We start from the raw sequence: 24,491 nt of genomic DNA on the forward strand, positions 1-24,491 counted from the left end.
CACCTTCACTTATTGCTTTGTCAAGATTTCATTTCCATTTTCCGTTATAACAATGGTGTGTTCAAAATGAGCACACGGTTGTCCGTCCTGGGTCATCAAAGTCCAGTCATCATCTTCAACCATCCAGATATCACGGCTGCCTTCATTAACTAAAGGCTCAATCGCCAGCACCATTCCGGTTTTCAAAACAGGGCCTCGGCCGGATCTTCCGTAATTCGGTACATCCGGCTCTTCGTGAAGCTCGCGCCCAACGCCGTGACCCGTTAATTCACGTACGACGGAAAATCCACTTGACTCGGCACATCTTTGAATCGCATGGGAAATGTTCGACAGCCGTGCTTCCGGCTTTGCTTCGGCAATTCCCTTATACAGCGATTCTTCCGTCGTTTCCAGAAGTCTTCGGGTCGTCTCAGAAATCGTGCCCACGGGGAAAGTCCAGGCGGAGTCTGCATGAAAGTCTTCATACTTGGCACCAATATCGATACTGATAATGTCTCCGTCCCGCAGAACATAGGAACCAGGAATGCCATGGGCTAACTGATCATTGACGGATGTACAGATGCTGCGCGTGAAACCGTCATATCCTTTAAATGATGGCTCTGCTCCCGCATCTCTTATCAAGCGCTCTGCCAGCGTATCGAGTTCAATGGTCGATATGCCGGGACGAATAGCCTGGCGCAAGGTTTCCAACGTTCGTGCGACTATTTTTCCCGCAATGTGAATTTTATTGATTTCTTCAATCGTTTTCCGCGTAATCACTTGGCGAGGTCGCCCAAGATCTTTGAAACTTCATGGAAAACATCATCGATATTCTGATCTCCATTGATTGTTTTCAAAGATCCCTTTGCTTCATAAAAGTCGAGCAGCGGCTGCTGCTGACGGATATTCACCTGCAGCCTTTCATGAACAGTCGCTTCATTATCATCTGCGCGTTGTTTCAAAGCGCCGCCGCACTTGTCGCAAACCCCATCTTTTGCGGGGGGATTGAACGTCAAGTGATACGTTGCTCCACACTCGGAACAGATTCTACGGCCTGTAAGACGAGCGAGCAGCTTCTCAGGATCAACACGAATATAGAGAACTGCATCAATCTTCTTTCCTTTTTCCGACATCATATGATCAAGCGCTTCAGCCTGCTCAACCGTCCGAGGAAAACCATCAAGAAGAAAACCTTTATTCGTATCGCTCTCAGACAAGCGTTCATTGACAATGCCGATTGTCACTTCATCAGGAACAAGCGCCCCTTGATCAATAAACGACTTTGCTTGTTTCCCTAGTGGCGTGCCACCCTTAATCGCCGCGCGAAACATGTCGCCGGTTGAGATATGAGGATAACTGAACTTATCAACAATTCGCTCAGCCTGAGTGCCTTTACCGGCACCAGGAAGTCCCATTAAAATAAGATTCATTGTACTCCTCCTGACTCATTCACCGTCATTGCCTTACCTTTTTCTGATAAAGCCTTGATAGTTCTTTTTGATCAACTGGCTCTCAATACGTTTCATTGTATCAAGTGCAACACCCACAACGATCAGCAAGCTTGTTCCGCCGATCCTTGCGCTTGCCGGCAGGCTGCCCATTTCGCCGAATACAATCGGAAGAAGTGAGATCACTGCGAGAAAAATGGCACCTAGAAAGGTCAGACGGTAGAGAATCGTTGTAATAAACTTCTCTGTGCTTTTCCCCGGACGAATACCCGGAATATAGCCGCCTTGTTCGCCAAGGTTTTTTGCCATTTTTTCAGGGTTGACCTGAACAAACGTATAGAAATAGGTAAAAGCAATAATCAGTACCGCGTAAATGATCATCCCATAAACCGTTGAATAATCGAAAACGCGGATAATCCACGCAGTCACATTATTCTGTGGAAAGAAACGGGCAATCGTCGGCGGTGTGATCATCAGTGAGATTGCGAAGATAACTGGGATAACGCCGGCCGCATTGACCTTGATCGGCAAATGCGTTGGCTCCACACTGTATGTCTTCGTGCCAATTGTTCTTTTTGCATATTGGATCGGAATTTTCCGCATCCCTTGCTGCACGAAAATGGTTCCGACAACAATCAGAAGAACAATAACAACAATGGCGAGCAATCCAAGTACTTCCATAAATGTGTTGGTTGATGCTGCAAACCGCTGAGCATAAATCTGGCTGATGGCCGTAGGAATGCGGGCAACAATTCCGGCAAAGATAATAATGGATATGCCGTTTCCTACTCCATAAGCAGTAATCTGATCACCCAGCCATACGAGAAAAGCCGTACCGGTTGTCAGTACCAAAGCAATGATTAGAAAGGTCCAAATAGTTGGATTGCTTACCAATCCTTGATAACTGTTACTGAACGTGTAGGAAAGTCCAAGTGCTTCAACAAAGCCGAGAACGATCGTTCCATACCTTGTCAGCTGATTCAGTTTGCGTCTTCCCATTTCTCCCTGCTTCGACCATTCAGTCAATTTCGGTACAACATCCATCTGCAGCAGCTGCACAATAATGGATGCTGTAATGTAAGGCATAATGCCCATAGAGAAGATGGAGAAGTTCTCCAGCGCGCCACCACCAAAAGTGTTGAACAAGCCAAAGGCACTTGAATCGCTGAAATTGATCATCTCTGTATTAATATCCGGAACAGGAATGAATGTCCCGATCCGAAATATAATGAGCATAAGCAGTGTGAATACTATTTTACGGCGAATTTCGGCTTCTCGCCACATACTGGAAAGTACTTGAAACATCAAATCACCTCAATGTTTCCGCCGGCAGCTTCAATCGCTTCTTTAGCAGAAGCAGAGAATTTATGCGCCTTAACTGTCAATTTAGCTTCAAGCTTGCCTTCGCCCAAAATCTTAACGCCGTCGTTTAATTTGCGAATTACTCGTTTTTCAAGAAGTAATTCCGGTGTGATTGCTGTTCCGTTCTCAAAACGGTTCAGTGTTTCAACATTAACAATAGCGTAGATTTTGCGTGTCGGGTTCTTAAAGCCCTTCTTTGGCAGTCTTTGAAGCAATGGATTCTGTCCGCCTTCAAATCCGAGGCGTACTCTGCCGCCCGAACGAGCTTTCTGTCCTTTTTGTCCTCGACCAGATGTTTTGCCAAGTCCTGAACCGTAGCCGCGCCCTACTCTTTTGCGAGCGAAACGGGAGCCTTCAGCTGGTTTCAATTCATGGAGTTTCATCTTGGCACCTCCTTATTCTCAATTTCACTTTCAAATCAATCATTCAGTTCGCGAACCGCCAAAAGATGGGAGACCTTGTTGATCATGCCGCGAATTGCCGGATTATCATCCTGAACAACGGTTTGGTAGGTCTTCTTAAGACCAAGTGTTCTTACCGTCACGCGTTGTGATTCTGGACGTCCGATCACACTATGTTTGAGGGTAATTTCCAATTTGTTAGCCAATTTTGTTCCCTCCTTATCCGAGCAGTTCTTCTACTGATTTGCCGCGCAGCTTTGCCACTTGTTCTACGCGTTTCAAGCTCTGCAAGCCCTCAACTGTCGCGCGAACCATGTTAATCGGATTGTTTGATCCGAGAGACTTCGAAAGAATGTCCCCCAGTCCGGACAATTCGAGTACGGCACGGACAGGGCCGCCGGCGATAATTCCGGTACCTTCGGAAGCTGGTTTCAACAGCACGCTACCGGCTCCTGAATGGCCTGTTACTTGATGAGGAATGGTTGTATTTACGATCGGAACATTAAATACGTTCTTCTTCGCATCTTCAATTGCTTTGCGAATGGCTTCAGGAACTTCGTGAGCCTTTCCCTGGCCATAACCTACATTGCCTTTTTTGTCGCCAACGACAACCAGCGCTGAAAAACGGAACCTGCGTCCGCCTTTAACTACTTTCGCTACTCGGTTGATTGTTACGACGCGTTCTTCAAATTCTGATTTATTGCGATCATTATTAGCCATGGATTCCCCTCCTTAATGTTAAAATTTAAGTCCTGCTTCCCGGGCGCCTTCGGCTACGGCCTTAACACGTCCGTGATAGATGTAACCGCTGCGATCGAAAACAACCGCGTCGATTCCTTTTTCCAAAGCACGTTCGCCGATCAGTTGGCCGACTTTTTTTGCTGCAGCAACGTCGCTGCCTTTTTCAAGATCAAATGCTTTGTCGATTGATGAAGAAGAAACAAGTGTTACACCCTTTGCATCATCAATCAATTGCGCATATATATTCTTTGAAGAACGAAAAACGTTTAAACGCGGACGTTCTGCAGTACCCACGATACGGTGGCGTACATGAAGATGTCTTTTCTGACGCAGCGCGTTTTTGTCTTTTTTGGTAATCATACAGTCTGTCGCTCCTTTCTCGTAGAAATTGAACTCAATTACTTACCTGTTTTACCTTCCTTACGGCGTACCTTTTCGCCTTCATAGCGAATACCTTTGCCCTTGTAAGGCTCAGGAGCACGAACGGAACGAATGTTAGCGGCAACTTCACCGACACGCTGCTTGTCGATTCCTGTAACAGAAATCTTGTTGTTTCCTTCAACAGCGAGTTCGATTCCTTCTTCAGGAACGATTTCTACAGGGTGAGAGTAGCCAACGTTCAGAACCAAATTCTTGCCTTGCTTGTTGGCACGATAACCAACGCCGACAAGTTCCAAATTCTTAACGAAACCCTTTGTCACACCTTCAACCATGTTGCTGATCAAGCTGCTCGTCGTACCGTGCAAAGCGCGGTGTTGATTCGAATCATCAGGTCTTTCAACTTTTACTTCGTTTTCTTCCTGTTTGATGATCATATCCGGATGAAACTTCCGGGATAATTCACCTTTTGGCCCTTTGACTGTTACAGTCTGGCCGTCAATCGTAACCGTTACGCCATCAGGAACGGCAGTCGGTCTTAATCCTATACGAGACATTAGGACACCTCCATTCTTGTTTGCTCATTACCAAATATATGCAAGCACTTCTCCGCCAACTTTTTGCTGACGTGCTTCTTTATCCGTAATAACACCTTTTGATGTTGATACAAGCGCAATACCGAGACCGCCAAGAACCTTCGGCACCTCGTCTGCCTTCGCATAAACGCGAAGACCCGGCTTGCTGATTCTCTTCAAACCAGAAATAACTCGTTCTTTGCTGCCGCCGTATTTCAGAATCAGTCGAAGCACACCTTGTTTATTATCTTCAATGTATTCAACGTCCTTGATGAATCCCTCACGTTTCAGGATTTCAGCAATTTCTTTCTTGATTCTGGAACCTGGCAGCTCAATCTGTTCATGGCGAACAATATTGGCGTTGCGAATGCGGGTCAGCATATCTGCAATCGGATCTGTCATGACCATGCAAATCGACCTCCTTCCCTATCACTTAAAATTTTACCAACTAGCTTTTCTAACACCTGGGATTTGTCCTTTATGGGCAAGTTCGCGAAAACAAATTCTGCATAATTTGAATTTTCTAAGAACCGAATGAGGACGTCCGCAGCGTTCACAGCGTGTGTATTCCTGCACTTTGAATTTTTTTGGGCGATGTGATGAAACAAGCATTGATTTTTTTGCCAAAATTCATATCCTCCTTGCGATTATTTTTTTACGAACGGCATGCCCAGCATTGTAAGTAATTCTGCTGCTTCTTCATCTGTGTTAGCAGATGTTACGATAACGATGTCCATACCGCGTACTTTATCAACTTTATCATAGTCAATTTCAGGGAAGATCAATTGTTCACGGATACCCAGCGTGTAGTTTCCGCGGCCGTCAAATGCTTTCTTTGAAACACCACGGAAGTCACGTACACGAGGAAGTGCAACAGTAACCAGCTTGTCGAGAAAATCATACATACGATCTTTTCTAAGGGTTACTTTTGTGCCGATTGCTACACCTTCGCGAAGCTTGAATGCAGCAATTGATTTTTTCGCCCGTGTAATAACTGGCTTCTGGCCGGACAACGCCGTCAGATCTTCTACAGCACTGTCCAATGCCTTCGAGTTGTGAACAGCCTCACCGACACCCATATTAATGACTACTTTTTGAATTGCCGGCACCTGCATTACCGAAGTATAGTTAAACTTTTCAACTAAAGCCGGAACAACTTCCTTTTCATACTTTTCTTTGAAACGGCTCATGTGTTTACCTCCTTTCACAGACAATCAGCTCAATCGATGACTTCGCCTGATTTTTTAGAAACTCGAACTTTTTTTCCGTCTACTATTTTATGACCTACGCGTGTAGGTTCACTTGTCTTTGGATCAAGCAGCATAACATTTGATACGTGAATTGGCGCCTCTTTTTCGAGAATGCCGCCTTGCGGAGCTGCCTGGCTCGGCTTTGAATGCTTCTTGACGATGTTGACACCTTCAACAAGCACGCGTTCCTTTGCCGGATAAGCTGCAAGGATCACACCTTGTTTGCCTTTATCCTTGCCGGAAATGACTTGAACCTTATCGCCTTTTTTCACATGCAGTTTTGCCATGTTAAATGCCACCTCCTTTTCCTAACCATTCAGAATTACAATACTTCCGGTGCGAGAGAGACGATTTTCATAAATTGTCCGTCACGCAGTTCACGGGCAACTGGCCCAAAGATACGCGTGCCGCGAGGACTCTTATCTTCTTTAATCAGTACAACGGCATTTTCGTCAAAGCGAATGTAAGAGCCGTCCGTGCGTCGTACACCGTGCTTTGTGCGAACAACAACTGCTTTTACAACTTCGCCTTTCTTAACAACGCCACCTGGTGTTGCTTGTTTAACCGTAGCAACGATGAGATCACCGATATTAGCAGTCTTGCGACCGGATCCTCCCAAAACTTTGATGGTAAGGACTTCACGAGCGCCTGAGTTATCGGCAACTTTCAAACGGCTTTCCTGCTGAATCATAAAGTGCAACCTCCTTTCGATCTTCGAACACGTTCGACAGATCAGATAATAACGGATTCCTCAACGATTTTTACAAGACGAAAACGTTTATCTTTAGAAAGCGGACGAGTTTCAATAATTTCAACAATATCGCCGACTTTTGCTTGATTATTTTCATCATGTGCTTTGAATCTCTTGGAAAACTTCACATGCTTTCCATAGAGACGGTGGTTCTTGTAAGTCTCAACGAGTACAGTAATGGTCTTATCCATTTTGTCTGAGACAACGCGACCAACCAGGACTTTACGGGCGTTCGTGCGTGTTTCTTCTGCCATTCAAATAACCTCCTTCTCAGCCGTTTTGAACATTTAATTCACGTTCATGCAAAATTGTCTTTGCGCGAGCAATGGATTTGCGGACTGCGCGAATGCGAGCCGGATTTTCCAATTGTCCGGTAGCGAGCTGGAAACGCAGATTAAATAATTCTTCTTTCAAAGACTTGACGTTTTCCTCAACTTCAGCAGTGGTCAAATTACGAATTTCCTCAGCCTTCATTTGCGTCACCACCCACTTCTTCACGTTTCACGATTTTCGTTTTAATAGGCAATTTGTGGCTCGCAAGTCTTAAGGCTTCGCTTGCCACTTCTTCACTAATGCCGCCGACTTCAAATAAAACACGGCCGGGCTTCACAACAGCTACCCATCCTTCAGGAGCACCTTTACCAGAACCCATTCGGACATCAAGAGGTTTCTTTGTATATGATTTTTGCGGGAAAATTTTGATCCATACTTTTCCGCCACGTTTCATAAAACGTGTCATAGCGATACGAGCCGCTTCAATCTGACGACTGCTGATCCATGCGGATTCCAGCGCCTGCAGACCGTATTCACCGAACGTTACCGAAGCGCCGCCTTTAGTCTGGCCGCGCATTCTTCCGCGGTGCTGTCTGCGATACTTTGTACGTTTAGGCATTAACATAATTATTTGCCTCCTTTCTTATTTGTCGTTCCTTTCGTCGGAAGGACTTCTCCGCGATAAATCCAAACTTTTACACCGATTCTACCATAAGTAGTCGCTGCTTCAGCTGTACCGTAATCAATGTCGGCACGCAACGTATGAAGCGGAACGGTTCCTTCACTGTAATCCTCAGTACGAGCCATATCTGCACCGCCAAGACGGCCGGCACATTGCGTTTTAATACCCTTTGCGCCTGCTCGCATTGCTCTTTGCAGTGTTTGTTTTTGCGCACGTCTCCATGAAACACGGCCTTCAAGCTGCCGAGCAATATTTTCAGCAACAAGCTTAGCATCAAGATCAGCTTGCTTAATTTCAAAAATATTTACATGGACGCGTTTGCCTGTAAGATCATTCAAAGCCTTCCGAAGGTTTTCAACTTCAGATCCGCCTTTGCCGATGACCATGCCCGGTTTTGCCGTCTTAATGGTTACATTAATCCGGTTCGCTGCGCGTTCCAGTTCAATACCGGAAACAGCGGCGTCTTTGAGCTTCTTTTCGATATATTGACGAATTTTAATATCTTCATGAAGATATGTCGCATATTCTTTATCAGCATACCATTTGGATTCCCAGTCACGAATGACTCCGATTCTGAATCCAGTAGGATTAATTTTTTGACCCACGCGTTATCCCTCCTTCTTTTCCGATACAATAATTGTAATGTGGCTGGTACGTTTGTTGATCTTGCTCGCACGTCCCTGGGCGCGTGGGCGGAAGCGTTTCAGCGTAGCCCCTTCATCAACAAATGCCTGTTCTACATACAAGGTATCTGTATCCATATCATAGTTGTGTTCCGCGTTAGCAATGGCGGATTTTAATACTTTTTCAATAATCGGAGATGCTGATCGCTGTGTGTTTTTCAGCACAGCAATGGCATAGCCGACATCCTTGCCCCTGATAAGATCGATAACAAGACGTGCCTTACGAGGAGCAATACGAATTTGTTTAGCGACAGCTTTTGCTTGCATCAAAAGTTCCTCCTTTCGTTAGCGTGCACTTGTTTTCTTATCAGAGGAGATATGTCCGCGATAAGTTCTAGTCGGAGCAAATTCTCCAAGTTTATGTCCTACCATGTCTTCCGTAACATACACCGGTACATGCTTGCGTCCGTCATAAACAGCAATAGTATGTCCGATGAATTCCGGGAAAATGGTCGATCTGCGTGACCATGTTTTAATGACTCTTTTCTCGTCTTTTTCATTCAGCGCAACAACTTTTGTCATCAAATGACCATCGACAAAAGGTCCTTTTTTCAGGCTTCGGCTCATGAGTAGGCCTCCTTCCAAATAAACTATTTATAAGCACTTACTTCTTTTTACGGTGTCTGATGATAAATTGTTCAGAAGCATTTTTCTTGCTGCGTGTCTTGTAACCCATCGTTGGCTTGCCCCATGGTGACATTGGCGACTTGCGTCCGACTGGTGCTTTACCTTCACCACCACCATGCGGGTGATCGTTAGGGTTCATTACAGAACCACGGACCGTTGGGCGAATACCCTTCCAACGTGAACGTCCTGCTTTACCAACAGAAACAAGTTCATGTTCCAGGTTGCCGACTTGACCGATCGTCGCGCGGCATGTTTCAAGAACCATACGTACTTCGCCGGAAACAAGACGAATAAGCACATATTTTCCTTCTTTACCAAGAATCTGAGCGGAAGTTCCTGCAGAACGCACGAGTTGTCCGCCTTTTCCTGGTTTTAATTCAATATTATGAATCGTAGTACCTACTGGAATGTTCTTCAATGGAAGTGCATTTCCAACTTTAATGTCGGCATCGACACCAGATACGATCTGAGTTCCGACTTTAATGCCCTTTGGAGCAAGAATGTAGCGTTTTTCGCCGTCTACATAGTGAACAAGAGCAATGTTAGCCGTACGATTCGGATCATATTCGATCGTTGCGATCTTACCTGGTACGCCGTCCTTATTGCGTTTGAAGTCAATAACACGGTATTGACGTTTGTGGCCGCCGCCTTGGTGACGAACCGTCAGTCTGCCTTGATTGTTTCGGCCGGCCTTCTTTGGCAACGACTTCAGCAATGTTTTTTCCGGCGTATCCGTTGTAATTTCTGCGAAATCAAGTGAAGTCATATTTCTACGACCGTTGGTTGTCGGTTTGTACTTTTTAAGTGGCATGATCAGTAACCTCCTTCTTTAATATTCCTTATTCGCCTTCGTAAAAGTTGAGTTCTTTGCTTTCCGGCGTCAAAGTGACAACAGCTTTCTTACGGTTATTTGTATAGCCTGAATAGCGGCCGTAACGTTTCGGTTTACCTTTTACGTTCAACGTATTGACTTTAACAACTTTAACATCGAAAATGGCTTCCACAGCGCGTTTGATTTCAGACTTATTTGCCTTTGTATCAACGTCAAATGTGTATTTCTTGTCAGCCATCTGATCAGTTGTACGTTCAGTCAGTACGGGGCGCTTTATAATATCGCGAGGATCCTTCATTATCCAAGCACCTCCCCAAGCTTTGCCGCAGCTTCCTTGGTGACGATCAGTTTGTTGTGTGCAACGACATCAAGAACATTGACTTCGTTTGCAGCAAGTACCTTCACTCCAGGAATGTTGCGAGATGACAAAACTGCTGTTTCGTCAACGTCGTTTGTGACAATCAGTGCCTTGTCTGAAACAGACAAATTGTTCAATAGAGTAACAATTTCCTTTGTTTTCGGAGCTTCGATCTTCAGCGTATCCAGTACGATCAGATCATTTTCCCCTGCCTTGCCGGATAGTACCGACTTAATAGCAAGTCTGCGTACCTTCTTAGGCAATTTGTAGGAATAGCTGCGCGGTGTAGGTCCGAATACCGTACCACCGCCAACCCATTGTGGCGAGCGAATAGAGCCCTGACGCGCGCGACCGGTTCCTTTTTGTTTCCAAGGCTTGCGGCCACCGCCGCGTACAGCAGAACGATTTTTTACAGCATGTGTTCCTTGGCGTTGAGAAGCCTGTTGCATGACAACTGCTTGGTAAACAACATGTTCATTAGGTGTGATGCCGAATACAGCGTCTGCCAATTCAACAGTTCCTACTTCAGCGCCTTTTTGATCAAATACAGTTACTTCTGGCATGGAAGCGTCCTCCCTTCTTATTTAGCTTCTTTTGCTTTGAGTGCGGATTTTATAACAACATAGCTCTTCTTGGCACCCGGCACATTACCGCTGATGAGAATCAATTTGCGTTCCAAATCAACTTTGGCAATGACCAAGTTTTCAACAGTAACCGTTTCGCCGCCCATACGTCCGGCCAATTTCTTGCCCTTGAAGACGTGAGCCGGATCGATAACACCCATGGAACCGGGACGACGGTGATAACGAGAACCGTGTGTCATTGGTCCGCGGGACTGGTTGTTTCTCTTAATTGGGCCTTGATAACCTTTACCTTTCGAAGTTCCGGTTACGTCTACGACTTCTCCGGCTTTAAAAGTGTCGGCAGTTACTTCTTTGCCCAATTCGTAATCATCTAAATTTACATTACGGATTTCTTTAATGAAGCGCTTAGGTTCAGCCTTTGCCTTTTCAGCGTGTCCCTTTGCCGGTTTGGTAATTTTTGATGCTTTTGCATTATCAAAACCGATCTGTACAGCTTCGTAGCCATCCGTTTCAACCGTCTTCTTTTGAAGAACGATATTGTCGGATACATCGACAACCGTAACAGGGATCGCATCGCCATTTTCAGCAAAAATCTGAGTCATACCGATTTTCTTGCCTAAGATTCCCTTGCTCATCCGTAACACCTCCTGTTTGTTCTAAATAAATTATAATTTGATTTCAATGTCGACACCTGAAGGCAGATCCAGTCTCATCAGTGAATCTACCGTTTGGGGTGTAGGCTCAACAATATCAACTAAGCGTTTGTGAGTGCGCATTTCGAATTGTTCACGTGAATCTTTGTATTTGTGTACCGCACGCAAAATCGTATAAATCGATTTTTCAGTAGGAAGCGGAATCGGACCAGATACTTTAGCACCTGAACGTTTTGCCGTTTCCACAATTTTTTCAGCGGATTGATCCAAAATACGGTGATCATATGCCTTTAAACGAATGCGAATCTTTTGCTTTGCCATGTTGTATTCCCTCCTTTTTTCGTCCATTTTTCAAAAATAGACTTGCTCCACGAAAATTTCCAGATAGCCCGCCTTGGCAAAGGAGCCGGGTGTATCTGCAACCTTCCGCATCATTGCCAAAAAACCAACTTCACTATTATACCTAAATAGTAGGCACAAAGCAAGGCGAACCATCACTTTTTCAGTGACTTATACATTATAATGACTTTCTCATAAAAGATCAAATAAAAAATATAATTTATAGAACGACTTTGGTTTACATTCAATAAGTTAAAAAGGCAAAAAAAAAGAGCCCTCCGAAGAGAGTCCTTTTTCAGTCGACCATTATTCAACGATTTCGGATACAGAGCCGGCGCCTACCGTACGGCCGCCTTCACGAATAGAGAATTTTGTTCCCTGTTCGATAGCGATCGGAGCAAGCAGATCAACATCCATTTCAACGTTGTCGCCAGGCATTACCATTTCAGTTCCTTCAGGAAGAGTAATGGTTCCTGTAACGTCAGTTGTTCTGAAATAGAATTGTGGACGATAGTTTGTGAAGAATGGAGTATGACGTCCACCTTCTTCTTTTTTCAGAACGTAAACTTGAGCCTTGAATTTCTTGTGGGCAGTTACGGTACCTGGTTTAATCAAAACCTGGCCACGTTCAACGCCTTCGCGGTCAACACCACGGAGCAAAGCGCCGATGTTGTCGCCGGCTTCAGCGAAGTCAAGAGTTTTACGGAACATTTCAACGCCCGTTACAGTTGACTTCTTAGGAGCATCTGTCAAACCAAGAATTTCAACTTCATCGCCGATTTTAACCGTACCACGTTCAACACGTCCGGTTGCAACGGTACCACGACCTGTGATCGAGAATACGTCTTCGACAGGCATCATGAATGGCTTGTCATTTTCACGAACAGGAGTAGGGATGTATTCATCAACAGCCTGCATCAAGTCGAGAATATGTTGTTCTTCAACAGGATCGCCTTGCAATGCTTTCAAAGCAGAACCGCTGATTACAGGAACATCGTCACCAGGATAGTCATATTCGCTAAGAAGATCACGAACTTCCATTTCAACGAGTTCAAGAAGTTCAGGATCATCAACCTGGTCCGTCTTGTTCAAGAAGACAACGATCGCAGGAACACCTACTTGGTTAGCAAGAAGGATGTGTTCACGAGTCTGTGGCATCGGGCCGTCAACTGCGGAAACAACGAGGATTGCTCCGTCCATTTGAGCAGCACCAGTGATCATGTTCTTTACATAGTCGGCGTGCCCTGGGCAGTCAACGTGTGCATAGTGACGTGTGTCTGTTTCATATTCAACGTGTGCAGTCGAAATTGTAATTCCGCGTTCACGTTCTTCAGGAGCACCATCGATAGAATCGTAAGCGCGAGCCTGTGCTTTACCTGATTTAGCCAATACAGTTGTAATAGCAGCAGTCAGAGTAGTTTTACCGTGGTCAACGTGACCAATTGTACCGATGTTAACATGCGGTTTTGTACGTTCATAATGTTCTTTAGCCATGGATTGTATTATCCTCCTTTAATTCAATAGAAAGTTTAAAATTTATATGCAGTAAGAAAGTTGGCAAGCTTAGTGCCATCTTTCCTAGCTTACAATAAAATAAATGGTGTGACAATTAATTTAATAAGCATGCGCGGTTAAAGTAATTATTCACCGGTTGCCTTCTTAATAATTTCTTCACTGACGCTCTTCGGCACTTGTTCGTAGTGATCGAATTGCATCGTGAAGGTTCCGCGTCCCTGAGTTGCAGAACGAAGGTTTGTCGCATAGCCAAACATTTCCGCGAGAGGAACGTGAGCACTGACAACCTGAACACCTTGGCGTGCTTCCATGCCATCAACGCGTCCGCGGCGGCTTGTGATATCACCCATAATATCTCCTAAATACTCTTCAGGCATGCTGACTTCCACTTTCATGATCGGTTCAAGAATAACCGGTGCACACACAGATTTAGCGGCTTTCAATGCCATTGAAGCTGCAATCTTGAACGCCATTTCACTGGAATCGACATCGTGATAGGATCCGTCAACAAGACTTGCTTTCACGTCGATCAATGGATAACCGGCAAGCAATCCGTTTTGCAACGAATCTTTTAAGCCTGCCTCAACCGCAGGGATGTATTCACGAGGAACAACACCACCGACGATTTTGTTTTCGAATATGAATCCTTCGCCTTCTTTTTGAGGTTCGAATTCAATCCAAACGTGACCGTATTGACCACGACCGCCAGATTGGCGAATAAATTTACCTTCTGCTCTGCCTGCCTTGGTCAGCGTTTCACGATAAGCAACTTGCGGGTTACCGACATTCGCATCAACCTTGAATTCGCGACGCATACGGTCAACGATGATATCGAGGTGAAGCTCACCCATACCACCGATAATGGTCTGGCCGGTTTCTTCATCTGTATGCGTTTTGAAGGTTGGATCTTCTTCAGCAAGTTTTGCAAGGGCAATGCCCATCTTATCCTGATCTGCCTTCGATTTCGGTTCGATGGCAACATGGATAACAGGATCAGGGAATTCCATCGATTCAAGAACAATGAGATGATCCTCATCGCACAGTGTATCTCCGGTTGTCGTATTTTTCAAGCCGACTGCTGCTGCGATATCTCCAGAATAAACTTTTTTGATTTCGCTGCGGTGGTTGGCGTGCATTTGAAGAATACGTCCCATACGTTCACGATTGTCTTTCGTTGAGTTCTGTACATAAGAACCTGCTTCGATTGTTCCTGAATAGACACGGAAGAAAGTCAGCTTACCAACGAACGGGTCGGTCATTACTTTAAAGGCCAATGCCGCAAATGGTGCATTGTCGTCAGCCGGACGTAATGCTTCTTCGCCCGTATCTGGCAATGTACCCTTGATTGCAGGAACATCAAGCGGTGAAGGGAGATAATCAATGCATGCATCCAGTACGTGTTGAACACCTTTATTCTTAAAGGCCGTACCGCACAATACAGGATAGAATTTAACGGCACACGTTGCCTTACGAATTGCCGCTTTTAATTCTTCTACAGAGATTTCTTCGCCATTCAGATATTTTTCCATGATGTCGTCATCAACGTCAGCAACGGCTTCAACGAGTTTTTCATGGTATTCTTCAGCTTGTTCCTTGTATTCAGCCGGAATCTCTTCGGCATCTACAATGGAACCCTGATCGTCTTCATAAACATATGCCTGCATGTTTACCAAGTCGATTTCGCCTTGATAATTATCTTCAGCGCCCATTGGTAATTGAATCGGGTGAGCGTTCGCTTGAAGACGTTCATGCAATGTTTTGCAAGAATAAAGGAAATCAGCGCCGATCTTATCCATCTTGTTAACAAATACAATTCTAGGCACACCGTATGTCGTTGCCTGACGCCAAACAGTTTCTGTTTGTGGTTCAACACCGGATTGTGCATCAAGAACCGTTACGGCTCCGTCAAGAACACGAAGTGAACGTTCTACTTCAACAGTAAAGTCCACGTGTCCCGGGGTGTCGATAATGTTGATTCGATGGTTCTTCCATTGAGCGGTTGTCGCCGCAGATGTGATCGTAATTCCGCGTTCCTTTTCCTGATCCATCCAGTCCATTTGTGAAGCCCCTTCATGGGTTTCACCGATTTTATGGATACGGCCTGAATAGAAGAGAATACGCTCGGTTGTTGTCGTCTTGCCGGCATCAATGTGAGCCATGATACCGATATTGCGCGTCTTTTCCAAGGAGAATTCCCTTGCCATGGTTTTCTCTCCTTCCTAATAGTGGATGCTCAAAGTGTTAGGAAAAAAGAGTATAAGCATTTTCTTGACTCTTTCCAACTTCCATTTTGAACATCGATTTTTTTATTACCAGCGATAATGAGCAAAAGCTTTGTTGGCTTCAGCCATTTTGTGCATGTCTTCGCGTTTCTTAACCGATGCGCCGGTATTGTTTGAAGCATCGATAATTTCGTTTGCTAACCGTTCAACCATCGTTTTTTCTCCACGAAGTCTTGAATAGTTAACCAAGTAGCGAAGTCCTAAAGTCGTCCGGCGTTCAGGGCGAACTTCAACTGGCACCTGATAGTTAGATCCGCCGACACGGCGTGCTTTAACTTCAAGTACAGGCATAACATTCTTCAGTGCCTGTTCAAATACTTCCATAGGTTCCTGATTTGTACGTTCCTTAATCAGATCAAATGCCTGATAGAGAATGGTTTGCGCCTTTCCCTTTTTGCCGTCTTCCATAATCCGGTTGATCAAACGAGTGACCAGTTTGGAATTATAAAGCGGATCAGGTAATACATCGCGTCTTTCGACAGGGCCTTTTCTAGGCATGTTAATTCCTCCTCCCAGTTAATAGTGATTAAGCCTTAGGCTTCTTTGCGCCGTATTTCGAGCGGCCTTGCTTACGGTCAACAACACTAGCCGTATCCAGAGCGCCGCGGATAACATGATAACGCACACCAGGGAGGTCCTTCACACGTCCGCCGCGAATCAGAACAACACTGTGTTCCTGAAGGTTGTGGCCGATTCCCGGGATATAGGCGTTGACTTCGATATTGTTTGACAAACGAACACGAGCGTATTTACGAAGCGCAGAGTTTGGCTTCTTAGGTGTCATCGTTCCGACACGAGTGCACACGCCCCTCTTTTGTGGAGCAAAATCATCAGTCAACGATTTTTTGAAACTGTTGTAGCCTCTGTTTAATGCAGGCGCCGTAGACTTTTTGATTTTTGACTTACGTCCTTGACGAATTAATTGATTAATTGTAGGCATTTACCTGTTCCTCCTTTCAAATTTCTAAACCCACTGATCCAGGCGGTTCATTTCTCGCGCAAAAAAGTGTTTTTGCAAGGATCGCCTTGCAAAAACATCATTTTTTTATCGCAACAGCCGATGCTCCGACTTCAATGCCGCAAGCCTGGCCTAGCTTCTTCATTGAGGCCACTTTACTTACAGGCACTTTCAATTCTTCCGCAAGTATCAGTACTTTATTGGTTACACGCACATCTGCATCTTCGGCAATGACAACCTCTTTAACACGGTTTTCTTTCAACGCCTTGATTGCTTGCTTCGTGCCAATAATCACATCGTTCTTCGATTGTGTCACTTTTTCATAAGAAATCACGAAAGAATCCTCCAAAGTAACAAGTGTAAAAGAACACTCAGATATAATAGCACCCGCCCTTGACCATTGTCAATGGCTGAATCAACTTTCTTGATTCAACAGTGCTTCAACCGGTTCCGCTTTCGTATCCGAACCTTGTGCGTCGCCCTCAGTTTCAACAACAACATTACGATATTTCGGCATTCCGGTTCCGGCAGGAATGAGTTTGCCGATAATAACATTTTCCTTCAAGCCGAGCAGTTCATCAACTTTGCCCTTAATTGCGGCATCAGTCAGGACACGTGTCGTTTCCTGGAACGAAGCAGCGGACAGGAAGGAATCTGTTTCAAGTGCTGCCTTGGTGATACCAAGCAATACAGGATGCGCAGTCGCCGGTAATTTGCGATTAAGCAGCACATCGCGGTTGTCATCCTTAAAGCGATGAATATCAACAAGTGCTCCCGGTAATACGGTCGTATCTCCGCTGTCAATAACACGAACTTTACGCATCATTTGGCGTACCATGACTTCGACGTGTTTATCGCCGATTTCTACACCCTGCATACGGTAAACCTTTTGAACTTCACGCAGCAAATAATTTTGCACACCTTGCAGTCCGACAACATGAAGCAGTTCTTTAGGATCGATCGAGCCACTGATCAGCGGCTGTCCGGCTTTGACTTCATTGCCCTCAGCAACTTTCATTCGTGCACTCACCGGTACTGTATAGGTTCGGGTTTCCAATGCGCCTTTGACAACAATTTCGCGTTTATCCTTCAACTCGGTTACCGATGTAACGGTTCCGTCAATTTCAGTGATGGTTGCCTGGCCTTTAGGATTCCGGGCTTCAAACAATTCTTGAATACGCGGAAGACCTTGTGTAATGTCGTCTCCGGCAACACCGCCGGTATGGAACGTACGCATGGTCAGCTGAGTACCAGGTTCGCCAATTGATTGCGCGGCGATAATGCCAACGGATTCGCCCACTTCAACCTCTGAACCGGTAGCCAAGTTACGGCCATAGCATTTTTTGCAGACACCATGTCTTGTTTCACAGGTAAATACCGTACGAATTTCAACTTCGGTAATACCGGCTTCCACAATCTTGGTTGCTCTGTCTTCGTTAATCAGCTGGTTCTTCTTAACGAGTACTTCGTCAGTGTCTGGATGATAAACCGTTTGATTTGCCGTACGACCGACTAGACGGTCATACAAACTTTCAATTTCTTCGTTGCCTTCGCGAATCGCATGCACAAGAATACCGCGATCCGTACCGCAATCGTCTTCTCTGACAATGACATCTTGAGCAACATCGACAAGACGTCGAGTCAAGTAACCAGAGTTTGCCGTCTTTAGTGCGGTATCGGCAAGTCCCTTACGTGCACCGTGAGTTGAAATAAAGTATTCCAACACGGTCAGACCTTCACGGAAACTTGAAATAATAGGAAGTTCGATAATTCGACCAGAAGGATCGGCCATCAAACCACGCATACCGGCAAGCTGAGTAAAGTTCGATGCATTACCACGGGCACCGGAATCACTCATCATGAAAATCGGGTTGGTCTTTGCCAACGAATCCATCAGCTTGGATTGAATCGTATCTTTTGCATCGCTCCAAATGCCGACAATGCGTTCATAACGTTCATCCTCAGTGATTAAGCCTCGGCGGAACTGCTTCGTTACTTTCTGCACATTTTCTTCCGCATTATCAAGGATTTCTTTCTTTTCCGGAAGCACGATAACATCGGATACACCAACGGTTATTCCGGCTTTCGTCGAATATTGGAATCCAAGCGCCTTTAAGCGGTCAAGGAATTTAGAAGTCTCGGTAACTTTATACTTTTTAAATACTTCTGCAATAATGTGTCCGAGATACCCTTTCTTAAATGGCGGGATCTCTTCACGAGCGGCGATTTCCTTTGGAATATCCGAACCCATTGGTACAAAATATTTATTCGGAGTCGCAACCTGAAGATTTTTATCCGTTGGCTCATTAATGTATGGGAACGTCGGCGGCAGGACATGGTTGAAAATTAATTTCCCTGCCGTTGTCAGCAAGTATTGTTTATTTTGTTCTTCCGTAAACGTCGGATTATGCGTCGACGATGCGGGAATTGCAATCCGCGAATGCAGATGCAGGTAGCCGTTGTAGTAAGCGAGCATAACTTCATCCGCATCCTTGAAAATCTTACCTTCGCCAATAGCGCCTTTGCGTTCGAGTGTCAGGTAATAGTTACCCAGCACCATGTCCTGAGAAGGCGTAACAATTGGCTTGCCGTCTTTCGGGTTCAGGATATTTTGTGCACCAAGCATCAACAGACGAGCTTCCGCCTGCGCTTCGGCAGACAGTGGCACGTGAACGGCCATCTGGTCACCGTCAAAGTCCGCGTTGTATGCGGTACATACGAGTGGGTGAAGACGGATCGCACGTCCTTCTACTATTCTTGGTTCAAAAGCCTGGATACCGAGACGGTGCAGCGTAGGGGCACGGTTCAAGAGAACCGGATGTTCCTTAATAACATCTTCAAGAACACCCCACACATCCGCATGGATTTTCTCAACTTTGCGTTTTGCGCTTTTAATATTGTTGGCAATGCCGCGACTTACAAGCTCTTTCATAACAAACGGCTTGAACAGTTCCAAAGCCATTTCTTTTGGCAGCCCGCATTGATACATTTGCAACGTCGGACCTACAGCAATAACGGAACGGCCGGAATAATCGACACGTTTCCCGAGCAGGTTCTGGCGGAAGCGGCCTTGCTTTCCCTTTAACATATGGGAAAGTGATTTCAGCGGTCTGTTACCGGGTCCGGTAACCGGACGGCCGCGACGGCCGTTATCGATAAGTGAATCGACCGCTTCCTGCAGCATACGTTTTTCATTTTGAACAATAATGCTTGGTGCCCCTAATTCGAGCAGACGTTTCAAACGGTTGTTACGGTTAATAACTCTCCGGTAAAGATCGTTCAAATCGGACGTTGCGAAACGTCCGCCGTCTAGTTGAACCATTGGGCGAAGTTCCGGCGGAATGACCGGAAGTACATCCAGGATCATCCAAGAAGGTTCGTTACCGGACTCACGGAACGCTTCAATAACTTCGAGTCTTTTCACTGCACGCGTTCTTCTTTGTCCTTGAACACTCTTTAGTTCTTCCTGCAATGTATCTGATTCTTTGTCCAAATCAACATCTTGCAAGAGCTTTTTAATCGATTCGGCACCCATTCCGGCTTTGAATGTGTTACCGTATTTTTCACGGTAAGCACGATATTCTTTTTCGGACAGCAGCTGTTTTTTCTCAAGCGGAGTATCACCTGGTTCGGTCACTACATAAGAGGCAAAGTAGATAACTTCTTCCAGTGCTCTTGGAGACATATCCAGCAAAAGTCCCATCCGGCTCGGAATGCCTTTGAAATACCAAATATGGGATACAGGAGCAGCCAGCTCAATATGACCCATGCGCTCTCTGCGGACCTTTGCCCGAGTAACTTCAACACCGCAACGATCACAAACAACGCCCTTGTACCGGACGCGTTTATATTTACCGCAATGACACTCCCAGTCCTTGGTAGGCCCGAAGATGCGTTCGCAGAACAAGCCGTCCTTTTCCGGTTTCAGTGTTCGGTAATTGATTGTCTCAGGTTTTTTTACTTCACCGTGAGACCATGACCTGATTTTGTCAGGTGAAGCTAAACCAATCTTCATAAATTCAAATTTATTGACATCCAGCAAGGGGGCAACCTCCCTTATATTTTCAGTGTCTGGCATAAAGTGCCATCGCTTTAGTTCACCGAGTTGTTGTATGTTAGAAAACTATTTTGCTGCTTAGGAAAAAGAGCAGTTGAATCGTTTTCCAGGCGCAAAACATATTCTATAAGAGGTTGATTCATAGAACTCAGACTTGGACGTTCAAACTGTCATCGAGTGTCTCTTCTTCGTCCTCAAGTTCTTTAATGACGATTTCCGAGTGGTCGCCGTCCAAAACCTTGACATCCATGCCAAGACTCTGAAGTTCTTTAATGAGTACCTTGAATGATTCAGGAACGCCTGGTTCAGGGACATTCTCACCTTTGACAATGGACTCATACGTTTTCACACGTCCAACAACGTCATCAGACTTCACAGTCAGGATTTCTTGAAGTGTATGTGCGGCACCGTAAGCTTCAAGTGCCCACACTTCCATTTCACCGAATCGCTGACCACCGAACTGGGCTTTACCACCGAGCGGCTGTTGTGTAACCAACGAATATGGGCCGGTCGAACGTGCATGGAGTTTATCGTCAACCATGTGTGCCAGTTTAATCATATACATAACTCCGACTGAAACACGGTTATCGAAAGGTTCACCAGTACGTCCATCATAAAGGACTGTCTTTCCGTCTCGGGAAAGTCCGGCTTCTTCAAGTGTGCTCCAAACATCCTCTTCGCGTGCACCGTCAAAAACAGGTGTTGCAATGTGGATACCCATTTCTCGAGCAGCCATCCCAAGGTGAAGTTCAAGCACCTGACCAATATTCATACGGGAAGGCACACCAAGTGGATTAAGCATGATGTCCAGCGGACGTCCGCTTGGCAAAAATGGCATATCTTCTTCAGGAAGAATTCTGGAAATGACACCTTTGTTTCCGTGGCGTCCTGCCATTTTATCTCCTTCATGAATCTTTCTCTTCTGAACGATGTAAACACGGACAAGTTCATTAACACCCGGTGGCAGTTCGTCTCCCGCTTCACGTGTAAAGATCTTGACATCGTGTACAATTCCGCCGCCGCCATGTGGTACTTTCAGTGATGTGTCACGCACTTCACGCGCTTTTTCACCAAAAATAGCATGGAGCAGCCGTTCTTCCGCCGTAAGCTCTGTAACCCCTTTAGGCGTTACTTTACCTACAAGAATATCACCGTCGCGTACTTCCGCACCGACACGAATAATGCCGCGATCATCGAGATTCTTCAATGCATCTTCGCCGACATTCGGAATATCGCGGGTAATATCTTCAGGTCCAAGCTTCGTATCACGTGCATCAGATTCATATTCCTCTATATGAATAGAAGTATATACGTCGTCTTTCACGAGTTTTTCGCTCATGATGACAGCATCTTCATAGTTGTAACCGTTCCATGTCATGAATCCGACAAGCACGTTTCGGCCAAGTGCCAATTCGCCCTTATCCATGGAAGGTCCGTCAGCGATGATTTCGCCCTTGTCAACAACCATACCTGTCTCAACAATCGGTTTTTGATTGTAGCACATACCTTGGTTGGAGCGTACGAATTTTGAAAGTTTGTATGAAACAACATCGCCTTCAGTTTCTCGGCCGTCAATGGTTTCCAAAGTACGTATTTTAATCACACGTGCCGAAACATATTCAACACGGCCGCGGAATTTTGAACGGATTGCTGCCCCTGAATCGCGGGCAGATACATATTCCATTCCTGTTCCGACAAGCGGCGCTTCTGGACGAAGTAACGGCACGGCCTGACGCTGCATGTTGGCACCCATCAGTGCACGGTTGGAATCGTCGTTCGCAAGGAACGGGATACAAGCTGATGCAACAGACACAACCTGCTTAGGCGATACGTCCATATAATCGACACGTTCTTTATGAACAACCAAGTTCTCACTACGGAAACGGGCAAGAATATGATCATCCATGAATTCGCCGTCGTCGCTCAACTCGGCGTTTGCCTGAGCTACAACGTAGTTATCTTCCTCATCGGCAGTCAAGTAATCTATGTGTTCGGTTACTCTGCCGGTATCCGGATCTACGCGACGATATGGCGTCTCAATGAAGCCATATTTATTAACGCGCGCATAACTGGACAGTGAGTTGATCAAGCCGATGTTCGGACCTTCAGGTGTTTCAATCGGACACATACGTCCATAGTGAGAGTAGTGTACGTCACGCACTTCCATGCCGGCACGTTCACGAGTCAAACCGCCAGGTCCGAGAGCAGACAGTCTTCGCTTATGGGTCAATTCGGCCAGAGGATTTGTCTGGTCCATGAACTGCGAAAGCTGTGAACTTCCGAAGAATTCTTTTATTGACGCAATGACAGGACGAATGTTGATCAGTGCCTGCGGTGTAATGCTGTTTGTATCTTGGATGGACATACGTTCGCGAATGACACGTTCCATTCGTGACAAGCCGATACGGAACTGGTTCTGCAGCAGTTCGCCGACAGAACGGAGACGACGGTTGCCCAAATGATCGATATCATCGGTATCGCCAATTCCATGAAGCAGATCAAAGAAATAGTTAATTGAAGAAAGAATATCGGCCGGTGTAATATGCTTGATTGATCGGTCAATCACACAATTGCCCATTACGCTGACCACTTTACCCTTGTCTTCATCGAGAGGCGAGTACACATTGATTTTTTGAACTCGGATCGTTTGTCCTGCGATCACACCATCGGTTGGCGTATATTCTACAAAGCCGAGTTTTTTCTCAATAGTCGGCAAAAGTCGATCGAGAGTACGGCGGTCAAGCAGAGTACCTTCATCAGCAACAATTTCCCCTGTTTCCGGATCTACCAGTTTCTCAGCCAATCTCTGATTAAATAATCTGTTCTTAATATGAAGCTTTTTGTTCATTTTATAGCGGCCGACATTCGCCAAATCATAACGCTTTGGATCAAAGAATCTTGCTTCGAGCAAGCTTTTCGCGTTTTCAACAGTCGGCGGTTCGCCAGGACGAAGACGTTCATAAATTTCTACAAGCGCTTTATCCGTGCTGTCGGTATTGTCTTTTTCCAGTGTATTTCTCAGATATTCGTCTTCTCCAAGAAGATCGATAATCTCTTGATCCGTACTGAATCCAAGGGAACGCAAAAGAACCGTTACGGGCACTTTCCTTGTACGGTCGATTCTTACATAGACGACATCTTTTGCATCCGTCTCATATTCAAGCCATGCACCACGGTTAGGAATAACCGTTGCACCAAAGCCTTTTTTGCCATTCTTGTCGACTTTATCATTAAAGTAAACGCTTGGCGAACGCACCAACTGGGAAACGATCACTCGTTCCGCTCCGTTGATAATGAAGGTACCTGCTTCCGTCATCAATGGGAAATCACCCATGAATACTTCTTGCTCCTTCACTTCGCCTGTTTCTTTATTAATTAGCCGAACTTTTACGCGAAGCGGCGCGGCATACGTCACATCCCGCGATTTTGATTCATCAACTGAATACTTTGGTTCTCCCAAACTATAGTCGACAAACTCCAAAATTAGATTTCCCGTAAAATCTTCCACCGGAGAAATATCCTGAAACATTTCTCGGATTCCTTCGTCAAGGAACCACTGATAGGAGGCGGTCTGAATTTCAATAAGATTAGGGAGTTCCAGCACTTCTTTAATCCGAGCGTAGCTCCTGCGTTGGCGGTGGCGTCCGTATTGTACGAGTTGACCTGTCAACTATTTCACCCCTCAAATCAAGCATATTGAAAAAATCGGCAAACCATACTTCTTAAGCTTACCGCAGTCCAAAAATTATTTGATTAGTTTTCC

31 protein-coding genes are annotated in these 24,491 nt (G+C 45.5%); all 31 read right to left on the reverse strand.

Annotated elements, in window-relative coordinates; all coding sequences use genetic code 11:
• Nucleotides 1-9: 9 nt before the first annotated feature.
• On the reverse strand, nucleotides 10-759 hold the full coding sequence (gene map, locus NOM01_RS11330) for a type I methionyl aminopeptidase (protein ID WP_255748606.1): 750 nt from the start codon (nucleotides 757-759) through the stop codon (nucleotides 10-12).
• On the reverse strand, nucleotides 756-1,409 hold the full coding sequence (locus tag NOM01_RS11335) for an adenylate kinase (protein WP_255748607.1): 654 nt from the start codon (nucleotides 1,407-1,409) through the stop codon (nucleotides 756-758). The genes map and NOM01_RS11335 overlap by 4 nt, the downstream gene beginning before the upstream one ends.
• A gap of 33 nt (nucleotides 1,410-1,442) precedes the next feature.
• Nucleotides 1,443-2,732 (reverse strand): preprotein translocase subunit SecY, encoded by a 1,290-nt coding sequence (gene secY / locus NOM01_RS11340; protein WP_255748608.1) that lies wholly within the window; start codon nucleotides 2,730-2,732, stop codon nucleotides 1,443-1,445.
• Entirely contained in the window at nucleotides 2,732-3,172 is a 441-nt protein-coding gene (gene rplO / locus NOM01_RS11345) for a 50S ribosomal protein L15 (protein ID WP_253063894.1), read from the reverse strand. The genes secY and rplO overlap by 1 nt, the downstream gene beginning before the upstream one ends.
• Nucleotides 3,173-3,207: 35 nt before the next feature.
• A complete protein-coding gene (rpmD, locus tag NOM01_RS11350) occupies nucleotides 3,208-3,396 on the reverse strand; it encodes a 50S ribosomal protein L30 (RefSeq protein ID WP_255748609.1) in 189 nt (62 codons plus the stop codon).
• A gap of 13 nt (nucleotides 3,397-3,409) precedes the next feature.
• Nucleotides 3,410-3,910, reverse strand: coding sequence for a 30S ribosomal protein S5 (gene rpsE, locus NOM01_RS11355; protein WP_253063898.1), 501 nt, complete (start codon nucleotides 3,908-3,910; stop codon nucleotides 3,410-3,412).
• 18 nt (nucleotides 3,911-3,928) lie between these two features.
• A complete protein-coding gene (rplR, locus tag NOM01_RS11360; RefSeq protein ID WP_255748610.1) occupies nucleotides 3,929-4,291 on the reverse strand; it encodes a 50S ribosomal protein L18 in 363 nt (120 codons plus the stop codon).
• 38 nt (nucleotides 4,292-4,329) lie between these two features.
• Nucleotides 4,330-4,866 (reverse strand): 50S ribosomal protein L6, encoded by a 537-nt coding sequence (rplF, locus tag NOM01_RS11365; protein ID WP_255748611.1) that lies wholly within the window; start codon nucleotides 4,864-4,866, stop codon nucleotides 4,330-4,332.
• A 27-nt stretch (nucleotides 4,867-4,893) separates the two neighbouring features.
• Nucleotides 4,894-5,292, reverse strand: coding sequence for a 30S ribosomal protein S8 (rpsH, locus tag NOM01_RS11370; protein WP_253063904.1), 399 nt, complete (start codon nucleotides 5,290-5,292; stop codon nucleotides 4,894-4,896).
• A gap of 33 nt (nucleotides 5,293-5,325) precedes the next feature.
• Nucleotides 5,326-5,511 carry a type Z 30S ribosomal protein S14 gene (locus NOM01_RS11375; protein WP_093674131.1) on the reverse strand — a complete coding sequence of 62 codons (186 nt, stop codon included), beginning with the start codon at nucleotides 5,509-5,511 and terminating at the stop codon, nucleotides 5,326-5,328.
• Between the two features lie 20 nt (nucleotides 5,512-5,531).
• On the reverse strand, nucleotides 5,532-6,074 hold the full coding sequence (gene rplE / locus NOM01_RS11380) for a 50S ribosomal protein L5 (protein ID WP_255748612.1): 543 nt from the start codon (nucleotides 6,072-6,074) through the stop codon (nucleotides 5,532-5,534).
• A 29-nt stretch (nucleotides 6,075-6,103) separates the two neighbouring features.
• Nucleotides 6,104-6,412, reverse strand: a complete 309-nt coding sequence (gene rplX / locus NOM01_RS11385; protein WP_255748649.1) for a 50S ribosomal protein L24 — start codon at nucleotides 6,410-6,412, stop codon at nucleotides 6,104-6,106.
• A 44-nt stretch (nucleotides 6,413-6,456) separates the two neighbouring features.
• Nucleotides 6,457-6,825, reverse strand: coding sequence for a 50S ribosomal protein L14 (rplN, locus tag NOM01_RS11390; RefSeq protein WP_253063908.1), 369 nt, complete (start codon nucleotides 6,823-6,825; stop codon nucleotides 6,457-6,459).
• A 41-nt stretch (nucleotides 6,826-6,866) separates the two neighbouring features.
• Nucleotides 6,867-7,139, reverse strand: a complete 273-nt coding sequence (rpsQ, locus tag NOM01_RS11395) for a 30S ribosomal protein S17 (RefSeq protein WP_255748613.1) — start codon at nucleotides 7,137-7,139, stop codon at nucleotides 6,867-6,869.
• A gap of 16 nt (nucleotides 7,140-7,155) precedes the next feature.
• Nucleotides 7,156-7,359, reverse strand: a complete 204-nt coding sequence (gene rpmC, locus NOM01_RS11400; protein WP_253063912.1) for a 50S ribosomal protein L29 — start codon at nucleotides 7,357-7,359, stop codon at nucleotides 7,156-7,158.
• Nucleotides 7,349-7,783, reverse strand: coding sequence for a 50S ribosomal protein L16 (rplP, locus tag NOM01_RS11405; RefSeq protein WP_255748614.1), 435 nt, complete (start codon nucleotides 7,781-7,783; stop codon nucleotides 7,349-7,351). Before rplP ends, rpmC begins: the two co-directional genes overlap by 11 nt.
• 2 nt (nucleotides 7,784-7,785) lie before the next feature.
• A complete protein-coding gene (gene rpsC, locus NOM01_RS11410) occupies nucleotides 7,786-8,445 on the reverse strand; it encodes a 30S ribosomal protein S3 (RefSeq protein WP_255748615.1) in 660 nt (219 codons plus the stop codon).
• Between the two features lie 3 nt (nucleotides 8,446-8,448).
• Nucleotides 8,449-8,790: a 50S ribosomal protein L22 gene (gene rplV, locus NOM01_RS11415; RefSeq protein WP_255748616.1), complete on the reverse strand. Its 342-nt coding sequence runs from the start codon at nucleotides 8,788-8,790 to the stop codon at nucleotides 8,449-8,451.
• A gap of 18 nt (nucleotides 8,791-8,808) precedes the next feature.
• A complete protein-coding gene (gene rpsS / locus NOM01_RS11420) occupies nucleotides 8,809-9,090 on the reverse strand; it encodes a 30S ribosomal protein S19 (protein WP_255748617.1) in 282 nt (93 codons plus the stop codon).
• A 37-nt stretch (nucleotides 9,091-9,127) separates the two neighbouring features.
• Entirely contained in the window at nucleotides 9,128-9,961 is an 834-nt protein-coding gene (gene rplB / locus NOM01_RS11425; protein WP_255748618.1) for a 50S ribosomal protein L2, read from the reverse strand.
• A 28-nt stretch (nucleotides 9,962-9,989) separates the two neighbouring features.
• A complete protein-coding gene (gene rplW / locus NOM01_RS11430; protein WP_255748619.1) occupies nucleotides 9,990-10,280 on the reverse strand; it encodes a 50S ribosomal protein L23 in 291 nt (96 codons plus the stop codon).
• The gene (gene rplD, locus NOM01_RS11435) at nucleotides 10,280-10,903 is read right to left on the reverse strand and encodes a 50S ribosomal protein L4 (protein ID WP_255748620.1); all 624 of its coding nucleotides are present in this window, start codon (nucleotides 10,901-10,903) and stop codon (nucleotides 10,280-10,282) included. Before rplD ends, rplW begins: the two co-directional genes overlap by 1 nt.
• Nucleotides 10,904-10,920: 17 nt before the next feature.
• The gene (gene rplC / locus NOM01_RS11440) at nucleotides 10,921-11,559 is read right to left on the reverse strand and encodes a 50S ribosomal protein L3 (RefSeq protein WP_255748621.1); all 639 of its coding nucleotides are present in this window, start codon (nucleotides 11,557-11,559) and stop codon (nucleotides 10,921-10,923) included.
• A gap of 30 nt (nucleotides 11,560-11,589) precedes the next feature.
• Nucleotides 11,590-11,898 carry a 30S ribosomal protein S10 gene (rpsJ, locus tag NOM01_RS11445; protein WP_010024543.1) on the reverse strand — a complete coding sequence of 103 codons (309 nt, stop codon included), beginning with the start codon at nucleotides 11,896-11,898 and terminating at the stop codon, nucleotides 11,590-11,592.
• A 324-nt stretch (nucleotides 11,899-12,222) separates the two neighbouring features.
• The gene (tuf, locus tag NOM01_RS11450) at nucleotides 12,223-13,410 is read right to left on the reverse strand and encodes an elongation factor Tu (RefSeq protein WP_255748622.1); all 1,188 of its coding nucleotides are present in this window, start codon (nucleotides 13,408-13,410) and stop codon (nucleotides 12,223-12,225) included.
• A 146-nt stretch (nucleotides 13,411-13,556) separates the two neighbouring features.
• On the reverse strand, nucleotides 13,557-15,635 hold the full coding sequence (gene fusA / locus NOM01_RS11455) for an elongation factor G (protein WP_255748623.1): 2,079 nt from the start codon (nucleotides 15,633-15,635) through the stop codon (nucleotides 13,557-13,559).
• Nucleotides 15,636-15,740: 105 nt separating this feature from the next.
• Nucleotides 15,741-16,211, reverse strand: a complete 471-nt coding sequence (rpsG, locus tag NOM01_RS11460; RefSeq protein ID WP_023511460.1) for a 30S ribosomal protein S7 — start codon at nucleotides 16,209-16,211, stop codon at nucleotides 15,741-15,743.
• A 28-nt stretch (nucleotides 16,212-16,239) separates the two neighbouring features.
• Complete coding sequence (rpsL, locus tag NOM01_RS11465) at nucleotides 16,240-16,653, reverse strand: 30S ribosomal protein S12 (protein WP_253063936.1); 414 nt, start codon at nucleotides 16,651-16,653, stop codon at nucleotides 16,240-16,242.
• Between the two features lie 97 nt (nucleotides 16,654-16,750).
• Nucleotides 16,751-17,002 carry a 50S ribosomal protein L7ae-like protein gene (locus tag NOM01_RS11470; protein ID WP_255748650.1) on the reverse strand — a complete coding sequence of 84 codons (252 nt, stop codon included), beginning with the start codon at nucleotides 17,000-17,002 and terminating at the stop codon, nucleotides 16,751-16,753.
• Nucleotides 17,003-17,086: 84 nt separating this feature from the next.
• Nucleotides 17,087-20,713 carry a DNA-directed RNA polymerase subunit beta' gene (rpoC, locus tag NOM01_RS11475; protein ID WP_255748624.1) on the reverse strand — a complete coding sequence of 1,209 codons (3,627 nt, stop codon included), beginning with the start codon at nucleotides 20,711-20,713 and terminating at the stop codon, nucleotides 17,087-17,089.
• A 163-nt stretch (nucleotides 20,714-20,876) separates the two neighbouring features.
• A complete protein-coding gene (rpoB, locus tag NOM01_RS11480) occupies nucleotides 20,877-24,398 on the reverse strand; it encodes a DNA-directed RNA polymerase subunit beta (RefSeq protein ID WP_255748625.1) in 3,522 nt (1,173 codons plus the stop codon).
• Nucleotides 24,399-24,491: the final 93 nt, after the last annotated feature.

The organism is Sporolactobacillus sp. STSJ-5 (assembly GCF_024385605.1).
Taxonomy (GTDB): Bacteria; Bacillota; Bacilli; order Bacillales; family Sporolactobacillaceae; genus Sporolactobacillus.

What these genes read in the sequence shown, in the direction of transcription:
- NOM01_RS11335 (WP_255748607.1), bottom strand. Translation starts at nt 1,409, where the DNA reads ATGAATCTTATTTTAATGGGACTTCCTGGTGCCGGTAAAGGCACTCAG.
- secY (WP_255748608.1), bottom strand. Translation starts at nt 2,732, where the DNA reads ATGTTTCAAGTACTTTCCAGTATGTGGCGAGAAGCCGAAATTCGCCGT.
- rplO (WP_253063894.1), bottom strand. Translation starts at nt 3,172, where the DNA reads ATGAAACTCCATGAATTGAAACCAGCTGAAGGCTCCCGTTTCGCTCGC.
- rpsE (WP_253063898.1), bottom strand. Translation starts at nt 3,910, where the DNA reads ATGGCTAATAATGATCGCAATAAATCAGAATTTGAAGAACGCGTCGTA.
- rplR (WP_255748610.1), bottom strand. Translation starts at nt 4,291, where the DNA reads ATGATTACCAAAAAAGACAAAAACGCGCTGCGTCAGAAAAGACATCTT.
- rplF (WP_255748611.1), bottom strand. Translation starts at nt 4,866, where the DNA reads ATGTCTCGTATAGGATTAAGACCGACTGCCGTTCCTGATGGCGTAACG.
- rpsH (WP_253063904.1), bottom strand. Translation starts at nt 5,292, where the DNA reads ATGGTCATGACAGATCCGATTGCAGATATGCTGACCCGCATTCGCAAC.
- rplE (WP_255748612.1), bottom strand. Translation starts at nt 6,074, where the DNA reads ATGAGCCGTTTCAAAGAAAAGTATGAAAAGGAAGTTGTTCCGGCTTTA.
- rplN (WP_253063908.1), bottom strand. Translation starts at nt 6,825, where the DNA reads ATGATTCAGCAGGAAAGCCGTTTGAAAGTTGCCGATAACTCAGGCGCT.
- rpsQ (WP_255748613.1), bottom strand. Translation starts at nt 7,139, where the DNA reads ATGGCAGAAGAAACACGCACGAACGCCCGTAAAGTCCTGGTTGGTCGC.
- rpmC (WP_253063912.1), bottom strand. Translation starts at nt 7,359, where the DNA reads ATGAAGGCTGAGGAAATTCGTAATTTGACCACTGCTGAAGTTGAGGAA.
- rplP (WP_255748614.1), bottom strand. Translation starts at nt 7,783, where the DNA reads ATGTTAATGCCTAAACGTACAAAGTATCGCAGACAGCACCGCGGAAGA.
- rplV (WP_255748616.1), bottom strand. Translation starts at nt 8,790, where the DNA reads ATGCAAGCAAAAGCTGTCGCTAAACAAATTCGTATTGCTCCTCGTAAG.
- rpsS (WP_255748617.1), bottom strand. Translation starts at nt 9,090, where the DNA reads ATGAGCCGAAGCCTGAAAAAAGGACCTTTTGTCGATGGTCATTTGATG.
- rplB (WP_255748618.1), bottom strand. Translation starts at nt 9,961, where the DNA reads ATGCCACTTAAAAAGTACAAACCGACAACCAACGGTCGTAGAAATATG.
- rplW (WP_255748619.1), bottom strand. Translation starts at nt 10,280, where the DNA reads ATGAAGGATCCTCGCGATATTATAAAGCGCCCCGTACTGACTGAACGT.
- rplD (WP_255748620.1), bottom strand. Translation starts at nt 10,903, where the DNA reads ATGCCAGAAGTAACTGTATTTGATCAAAAAGGCGCTGAAGTAGGAACT.
- rplC (WP_255748621.1), bottom strand. Translation starts at nt 11,559, where the DNA reads ATGAGCAAGGGAATCTTAGGCAAGAAAATCGGTATGACTCAGATTTTT.
- rpsJ (WP_010024543.1), bottom strand. Translation starts at nt 11,898, where the DNA reads ATGGCAAAGCAAAAGATTCGCATTCGTTTAAAGGCATATGATCACCGT.
- tuf (WP_255748622.1), bottom strand. Translation starts at nt 13,410, where the DNA reads ATGGCTAAAGAACATTATGAACGTACAAAACCGCATGTTAACATCGGT.
- fusA (WP_255748623.1), bottom strand. Translation starts at nt 15,635, where the DNA reads ATGGCAAGGGAATTCTCCTTGGAAAAGACGCGCAATATCGGTATCATG.
- rpsG (WP_023511460.1), bottom strand. Translation starts at nt 16,211, where the DNA reads ATGCCTAGAAAAGGCCCTGTCGAAAGACGCGATGTATTACCTGATCCG.
- rpsL (WP_253063936.1), bottom strand. Translation starts at nt 16,653, where the DNA reads ATGCCTACAATTAATCAATTAATTCGTCAAGGACGTAAGTCAAAAATC.